This window comes from Deinococcus pimensis DSM 21231 (assembly GCF_000519345.1).
GTDB classification, from domain to species: Bacteria; Deinococcota; Deinococci; order Deinococcales; family Deinococcaceae; genus Deinococcus_A; species Deinococcus_A pimensis.
This window is the reverse complement of record NZ_KI912636.1, coordinates 30553-37288: the sequence shown is the minus strand read 5'-3', so window position 1 is coordinate 37288 and position 6736 is coordinate 30553. Positions and strand designations below refer to the sequence as shown.

Genomic DNA, 6736 nt, shown 5'->3' with positions numbered 1-6736 from the left:
CCGCGAGCCCGCCCCGCCCGCCACGCCCCTGCCCGTCTACGCCGACGTGCTCTCGCAGGCCCTGCTCGTCGCGCACGAACGCACCCCCGAGGGCGCCCCCGTCGACGACGTCCGCCGCCTCACCGTCCGCCTCTACGCGGGCCTCATGCACGACCTCGGCCTCCTGCAGGGCGAGGACGCCCCGTGACGCCCTGGCCGCGCGGCGTCCTCTTCGACATGGACGGCGTGCTCACCGACAACAACGCCCACCACCGCCAGGCCTGGCGCGAAATCGCCCGCGACCTCCTCGGCCTCGACCTCACCGACCACGACCTCGACACCAAGGTCGACGGGGGCCGCAACCCCGAGATCCAGGCCCGCCTCACCGGACGCGAACCCACCCCCGAGGAGGCCCGCGCCCTCCACGACGCCAAGGAACGCCGCTACCGCGACCTCGCCTTCGGGAACCTGCGCGAGATCGCCGGGCTCGGCGCGTACCTCGACGAGCTCGACGCGCGCGGCGTCCCGTACGCGCTCGTCACGAGCGCCGACACCGAGAACGTCGAGTTCGGCCTCGAAGCGCTCGGCCTGCACGACCGCTTCGTGAACCGCGTCCTCGGCAGCGACGTCACACGCGGCAAACCCCACCCCGAACCCTTTGAACGCGGCGCGCGACTCCTCGGCCTCGAAGGGCGCGACTGCCTCGCCCACGAGGACGCCGTCGCGGGCGTCCGGAGCGCCGCCGCCGCCGGATGCACCGTCTGCGCCCTCAGCACCACCCAGACGCCCGAGGCGCTCCTCGCCGCCGGGGCCCGCTGGACCGTCCCGGACTTCACCACGTGGCTCGCCACGCACCCCTACGACCGCACGTGACCCCGCACGAGGGGACGGACGCGGGCGAACGCGCCGAACGCCGCGCCCTCGCGTACCTCCGCTCGCGCGGCCACACCCTCCTCGCCCGCAACTACCTCGTGCGCGGCGGTGAACTCGACCTCGTCACCCGTGACGGCGACACCGTCGTCTTCACCGAGGTCCGCCACCGCGCCCGCGCCACCCACGGCACCTCCGTCGAGAGCGTCACACCCGAGAAGCTCCGCAGGGTCCGCCGCGCCGCCCTCACCTGGCTCCTGCGCGAGCACGGCCGCGACGACGTCCCGTGCCGCATCGACGTCATCGGCATCCTCGGCGACCCGGAACGCGGCGAACTCACCCACGTCGAGAACGTCACCGGCTGAGCACGCGAAGAGGCCGCCCCGCGTCTTCGGCGGGGCGGTGACGTGTCCCTACAACTTTTGGGCGTCGTACGGACCGGGACGGCCCGGTCCTCATGCCAGGGCCGTCAGCGCGTCCCTACAACTTTGGAAGAGTGACGCCCGTCTGCCCCTGGTACTTGCCCTGACGGTCCCCGTACGTGACCTCCGGACGGTCGCCCTCGAAGAACAGCAACTGAACGATGCCCTCGTCCGCATACACCTTCGCGGGTAGTGGAGTCGTGTTGCTGATTTCAAGAGTGACATGGCCTTCCCATCCAGGTTCCAGAGGCGTTACATTCGCCACGAGGCCGCATCTTGCGTACGACGATTTTCCTAGAGCGATCACCATAACATTATCAGGAATTCGCAGATATTCAACACTTCTGGTCAGCACGAAGGAGTTCGGCGGGATGATGCATTCCGGGCCGTCCGCCTCGACGAGGGAGCGCACGTCGAAGTGCTTGGGGTCCACGACGGTGTTGAACGCGTTGACGAACACGCGCCATTCGGGCGCGGCGCGCAGGTCGTAGCCGAAGCTGGACAGGCCGTAGCTGATGATGCCCGAGCCGCCCTCGCTGCGGCGGACGAGCCGGTCGGCGAAGGGTTCGATCATGCCCTGCTGCGCTTTCTCGCGGATCCACCAGTCGGGTCGGATGCTCATGCGCTGCATTGTAAGGGAAGTGGTCAGCGATCAGCCGTCAGCCAGCAGTGGGCCGGAGCGGTACCGGACTCGCGCGGCGGTGGATGAGCGTTCCGGCGACGGGGCTGGGAACCGGGTCGATCGCTGAAGGCTGAAGGCTGACGGCTGACCGCTACAATGAGGAGTTATGACGGACGTTTCCATGAACCAGGGCGACACCCCCACCCGCGCGGGCTTCGTCGCGATCGTCGGCAAGCCGAACGTCGGCAAGTCGACGCTTCTCAATTCCATTCTCGGCGTGAAGGTCGCGCCGACCTCTCACCGTCCGCAGACGACGCGGCGCGGCGTGCGCGGCATCTTCACGAGCGAGGACAGCCAGATCGTCTTCGTGGACACGCCGGGCCTGCACAAGCCCAAGGACGCGCTCGGCAAGTACATGAACGAGGAGGTGCACGGCGCGCTCTCCGACGTGGACGTCATCGTGTGGGTCGCGGACCTGCGTCACCCCCCGACGGACGAGGACGAACTGGTCGCGCGCGTCGTGCGTGACCTGCCCAGGCCCCTCGTGCTCGTCGGGAACAAGGTGGACGCCGCGAAGTACCCCGAGGAGGCCATGCGGCTCTACCGCGCCCTGCTCGAGGGCCGCGACGCCGAGACGACCGAGATCGTGCTCAGCGCGCAGAACGACCCAGCGCGCGTGGCGGAGCTCCGCGCGAACCTGCTGGCCCAGCTGCCCGAGAATCCCTTCTTCTTCCCGGTGGGCGCCGCGTCCGACCAGTCGCGAGAGCAGTGGGCGGCGGAACTCGTCCGCGAGGAGGCGATGAAGAAGCTGCGCGACGAGCTGCCGTACAGCGTCGCGACGCGCGTCACGAGCTGGACGGAGCGGCAGGACGGTCTGCAGCGCATCGAGGCGGAGCTGATCGTGGAGAAGAACGCCCACAAGGGCATCGTGATCGGCACGGGCGGCAAGCAGCTGCGCGAGATCGGGCAGGCGGCGCGCAAGCAACTCGAAGTCTTCCTTTCGCGCAAGGTGTACCTCGGGCTGGAGGTCATCGTGATTCCCGACTGGCGCCGCGATCAGGAAGCGCTGCGCGAGCTCGGCTACGAGTGAACGCATGAGGGTCCCGGAGCTAATCCAGAAGAAGCGTGACGGCGGCGAGCACGACCTCGCGGACCTGCGCGCGCTCGTCGGCGGGTACACGCGCGGCGAGGTGCCCGACTACCAGGTCGCGGCGTGGCTGATGGCGGTGTTCCTGCGCGGCATGACGCCCGCCGAGACGGCCCTGCTGACGCGGGTGATGGCGGAGAGCGGCGACATGCTGGACCTGTCCGCGCTGGGCGACACGGTCGACAAGCACTCCACGGGCGGCGTGGGCGACAAGACGAGCCTCGTGCTCGGCCCGATGCTCGCGGCGCTCGGCCTGACGGTCGCGAAGATGAGCGGTCGCGGGCTCGCGCACACGGGCGGCACGATCGACAAGCTCGAGAGCATTCCCGGCTGGCGCGACCAGCTCTCCGACGAGGAGTTCACGTCGCAGGCGCGCCGCGTCGGGATGGCGCTCGTGGGGCAGAGCCGGAACCTCGCGCCCGCCGACGGGCTGCTCTACGCCCTGCGGGACGTCACGGCCACGGTGGACAGCGTGCCGCTCATCGCGTCGAGCATCATGAGCAAGAAGCTCGCGGCGGGCGCGCGGACCATCGTGCTGGACGTGAAGGTCGGCGCGGGCGCGTTCATGCGCACGCCCGGGGACGGCGAGCGGCTCGCGCGCGCCATGGTGGAGATCGGCACGCACTCGGGCCGCCGCGTGCGCGCCCTGCTGACCGACATGGACACGCCGCTCGGGCACATGGCGGGCAACAGCCTGGAGGTGATCGAGGCGATCGACACGCTGCGCGGCGAGGGTCCGCGCGACCTGCTCGACCTGTGCCTCGCGCTCGCGGAGGAGGCGCTGATGGCGCACGGCGCGACCCGCGAGGACGCCGAGCGGCGCGCCCGCGCGGTCATCGAGGACGGCTCGGCCCTCGGGAAGTTCCGCGAGTTCGTCGCGGCGCAGGGCGGCGACGCCTCCTTCGTGGACGACACGGCGCGCTTCGACGTGGCGCCCGGCCGCGCGGAGATCACGGCGGACCGCGACGGCTTCGTCGCGGGCGTGGACGCCCTGTCGGTGGGCCGCGCGGTCCTCGCGCTCGGCGGCGGCCGGGAGCGCAAGGGCGAGGCCATCGATCACGGCGTCGGCGTGGAGCTCGTCCGCAAACCCGGCGAGGCCGTGAGGGCGGGGGAGACCGTCGCGCGCCTCTACCACCGGGGGCGCGGCGTGGACCGCGCCCTCGACCTCGTCCGGACGGGTCTGACCTTCTCGGAGACGGCGCCGGGCGTGCCGCCGCTGGTGCTGGGCCGCGTCCAATGAGTGGAGAGACGCGCTGACGGTCCAGGCGTGAGGACCCGACCGCTCGGGTCCGTACGAAGCCGGGGATCGACGCTCCACGCGTCCCTCCAGATCGCCTTCAGGTGAGGCTCAAGAGAACCCCCGGTGCGCTGGTGTACGCTGACCCCACCGGGGGTTCTCATGAGATTCAACACCGTCGTCCTGATCGTGGTGCTGGCCGCGCTCGTCGCGTTCGGCGCGTTCAACTTCGATTCGCTGATGTTCCCGCACACCACCAGCCTGTTCGGCTTCGGGCCGTACCGCGCGCCGCTCGGGATGATCCTGCTCGTCACGGCGGGCGCGCTCGCGCTGCTGTTCTCGCTGCTGACGTCCCTCGCGGATCTGCGCGCCAAGGCGGACAGCGCCCGCCTGCTGCGTGAGATGCAGACGCTGCGCGCCAACCTCGACGCGCAGGAGGGCACGCGCTTCGCGCAGCTCCAGACGTACCTGGAGGAGCAGTTCGGCACGCTGCGCGCCTCCTCGCCGGCCGCGCTGGGCGACACCGTCTCCGCGCGGGTGGACCGCGTGCGTGACGAGCTGAGCGCCGACATCGGCCAGCTGGAGGACTACCTGCGCCGCCGCCTGGGCGAATAGACCGGGGAAGCGCCCTGACGGCGTTCCACCCGTGCACGGACCGTGACGGCCCGGTCCTCGTGCCTGGTGCGGCAGCGCGTCTCTCCGACTTATTTGTATACCGGGTTCAACCCCGCGCGTGAACGAACGTTAGAATGCGCCTCGTGGCGCTCGACCGGATCTTCAGACGCAAGCGGCCCCAGCAGACCGCCGAGAACGACGTGCCCGAACTCTGGACGAAATGTCCGGCGTGCAAGGCCAGCGTGTACAACAAGGACCTCGAGGCGAACTGCTTCGTGTGCCCCGCCTGCGGTCATCACCACCGCCTCGACGCCGACGCGCGCGTGCGCGTCCTGCTCGACGAGGGCAGCTTCCGTCAGCTCAGCGGGCGCGTCCTGCCCCTCGACCCTCTCACCTTCACCGACACGGAACCCTACGCGGAACGCCTCGCGCGCGCCCAGAAGAAGACCGGACGTCCCGACGCGATCCTCACCGGGACGGGCAGCATCGAGGGCGTCGAGGTGACCGTCGCCGTGATGGACTTCGCCTTCAGCGGCGGCAGCATGGGCTCCGTCGTCGGCGAGGAGATCGCCCGCGCCGCCGAGCACGCCGCGGGCGCCGGGCTGCCGCTCGTGCTGGTCGCCGCGTCCGGTGGCGCGCGCATGCAGGAGAGCGCGCTCTCCCTCATGCAGATGGCCAAGACCACCGTCGCCCTCGAGGAGCTCGCGCGGCGCGGCCTGCCCTACGTCAGCGTCCTCACGGATCCCACCACGGGCGGCGTCACCGCGTCCTTCGCGACGATCGCGGACGTCATCGTCGCGGAGCCCGGCGCGCTCATCGGCTTCGCGGGGCCGCGCGTGATCCAGCAGACCATCCGCCAGAACCTCCCCGAGGGCTTCCAGCGCGCCGAGTTCCTGCTGGAGCACGGCATGGTGGACCTCGTGACGGACCGCCGCGAACAGCGCGCGACGCTCGCGCGGCTCCTCGGGACCTTCCTCGGCGCGCGCGACGCCGCGCCCGCCCTCACGTCCGGAGCCGCACGATGACCACCGACGCGAACCTCGCCAACCTCGAACAGCGCCTCTCGGACCTCGAAGGCCTCGCCCGTCAGAGCGGCGAGGACCTCGAGGCGGAACTGCGCCCCCTGCGCGACAAGATCGAGCGGATGCGCCTGGAGCGCGGCCGCAACCTCAGCCGCTGGGAGCGCGTCCAGCTCGCCCGCACGCCGGGGCGGCCCACCGCCCTCGACTACGCCGAGCGGATCTTCACGGACTTCACGGAACTGCACGGCGACCGCGCCTTCGGGGACGACCCCGCCCTCATCGGCGGTCCCGCGAGGCTGCGCGGTCAGAGCGTGATGCTGCTGATGCAGCAGAAGGGCCGCGACACGAAGGGCCGCGTGCGGCGCCGCTTCGGCATGAGCAACCCCGAGGGCTACCGCAAGGCGATGCGGCTCATGGACCTCGCGGACAAGTTCCGCCTGCCCGTCGTGGCGCTCATCGACACGCCCGGCGCGTACCCCGGCATCGACGCGGAGGAACGCGGGCAGGCCTGGGCGATCGCGGAGAGCATCCAGCGCATGGTGCGCCTCAAGGTGCCCGCCGTGTGCGCCGTGATCGGGGAGGGCGGCAGCGGCGGCGCGCTCGCCATCGGCGTCGGCAATCGCGTCCTGATCCAGGAGAACGCGTGGTACAGCGTCATCAGCCCCGAGTCCTGCGCCGCGATCCTCTGGCGTGACTCCGCGCAGGCGCCGAAGGCCGCCGAGGCGCTCCAGCTCACCGCGCCCGACCTGCTGCGGCTCGGCATCGTGGAAGACGTCGTGCCGGAACCGCCCGGCGGCGCGCATCACGACCCGGACGCCGCCG

Annotated in this window: 8 protein-coding genes and 1 pseudogene; 8 read left to right on the top strand and 1 reads right to left on the bottom strand. The window is 71.1% G+C overall.

The features are described from left to right. From DEIPI_RS29565 to DEIPI_RS29560, 3 genes and pseudogenes are all read left to right on the top strand, one after another. Positions 1–187 (top strand): annotated as a pseudogene (locus DEIPI_RS29565) (hypothetical protein); the annotation flags it as partial. Continuing rightward, positions 184–852 carry an HAD family hydrolase gene (locus DEIPI_RS0108000; protein WP_027481429.1) on the top strand — a complete coding sequence of 223 codons (669 nt, stop codon included), beginning with the start codon at positions 184–186 and terminating at the stop codon, positions 850–852. The pseudogene DEIPI_RS29565 and the gene DEIPI_RS0108000, both read left to right, overlap by 4 nt. Continuing rightward, positions 849–1214, top strand: coding sequence for a YraN family protein (locus DEIPI_RS29560; RefSeq protein ID WP_045233903.1), 366 nt, complete (start codon positions 849–851; stop codon positions 1212–1214). Before DEIPI_RS0108000 ends, DEIPI_RS29560 begins: the two co-directional genes overlap by 4 nt. A 115-nt stretch (positions 1215–1329) precedes the next feature. Here the strand turns inward: DEIPI_RS29560 and dcd are convergent, their stop codons facing one another. Continuing rightward, complete coding sequence (gene dcd / locus DEIPI_RS0107990; RefSeq protein WP_027481428.1) at positions 1330–1893, bottom strand: dCTP deaminase; 564 nt, start codon at positions 1891–1893, stop codon at positions 1330–1332. Positions 1894–2059: 166 nt separating this feature from the next. Here dcd and era point away from each other — a divergent pair, with 166 nt between their 5' ends. The 5 genes from era to DEIPI_RS29555 form a co-directional block, all read left to right on the top strand. Further along, a complete protein-coding gene (gene era / locus DEIPI_RS0107985; RefSeq protein ID WP_027481427.1) occupies positions 2060–2983 on the top strand; it encodes a GTPase Era in 924 nt (307 codons plus the stop codon). A gap of 4 nt (positions 2984–2987) precedes the next feature. Then, positions 2988–4280, top strand: a complete 1293-nt coding sequence (locus tag DEIPI_RS0107980; protein WP_027481426.1) for a thymidine phosphorylase — start codon at positions 2988–2990, stop codon at positions 4278–4280. 159 nt (positions 4281–4439) lie between these two features. Further along, entirely contained in the window at positions 4440–4892 is a 453-nt protein-coding gene (locus DEIPI_RS0107975; RefSeq protein ID WP_027481425.1) for a hypothetical protein, read from the top strand. Between the two features lie 143 nt (positions 4893–5035). Continuing rightward, on the top strand, positions 5036–5917 hold the full coding sequence (accD, locus tag DEIPI_RS0107970) for an acetyl-CoA carboxylase, carboxyltransferase subunit beta (protein ID WP_027481424.1): 882 nt from the start codon (positions 5036–5038) through the stop codon (positions 5915–5917). Further along, on the top strand, positions 5914–6736 hold an 823-nt coding region (locus tag DEIPI_RS29555; RefSeq protein ID WP_045233902.1), incomplete at its 3' end, for an acetyl-CoA carboxylase carboxyltransferase subunit alpha. The genes accD and DEIPI_RS29555, both read left to right, overlap by 4 nt.

Excerpts from the sequence above, each read along its gene's own strand:
- DEIPI_RS0107980 (WP_027481426.1), top strand. The coding sequence starts at position 2,988 with ATGAGGGTCCCGGAGCTAATCCAGAAGAAGCGTGACGGCGGCGAGCAC.
- dcd (WP_027481428.1), bottom strand. The coding sequence starts at position 1,893 with ATGAGCATCCGACCCGACTGGTGGATCCGCGAGAAAGCGCAGCAGGGC.
- DEIPI_RS0107975 (WP_027481425.1), top strand. The coding sequence starts at position 4,440 with ATGAGATTCAACACCGTCGTCCTGATCGTGGTGCTGGCCGCGCTCGTC.
- era (WP_027481427.1), top strand. The coding sequence starts at position 2,060 with ATGACGGACGTTTCCATGAACCAGGGCGACACCCCCACCCGCGCGGGC.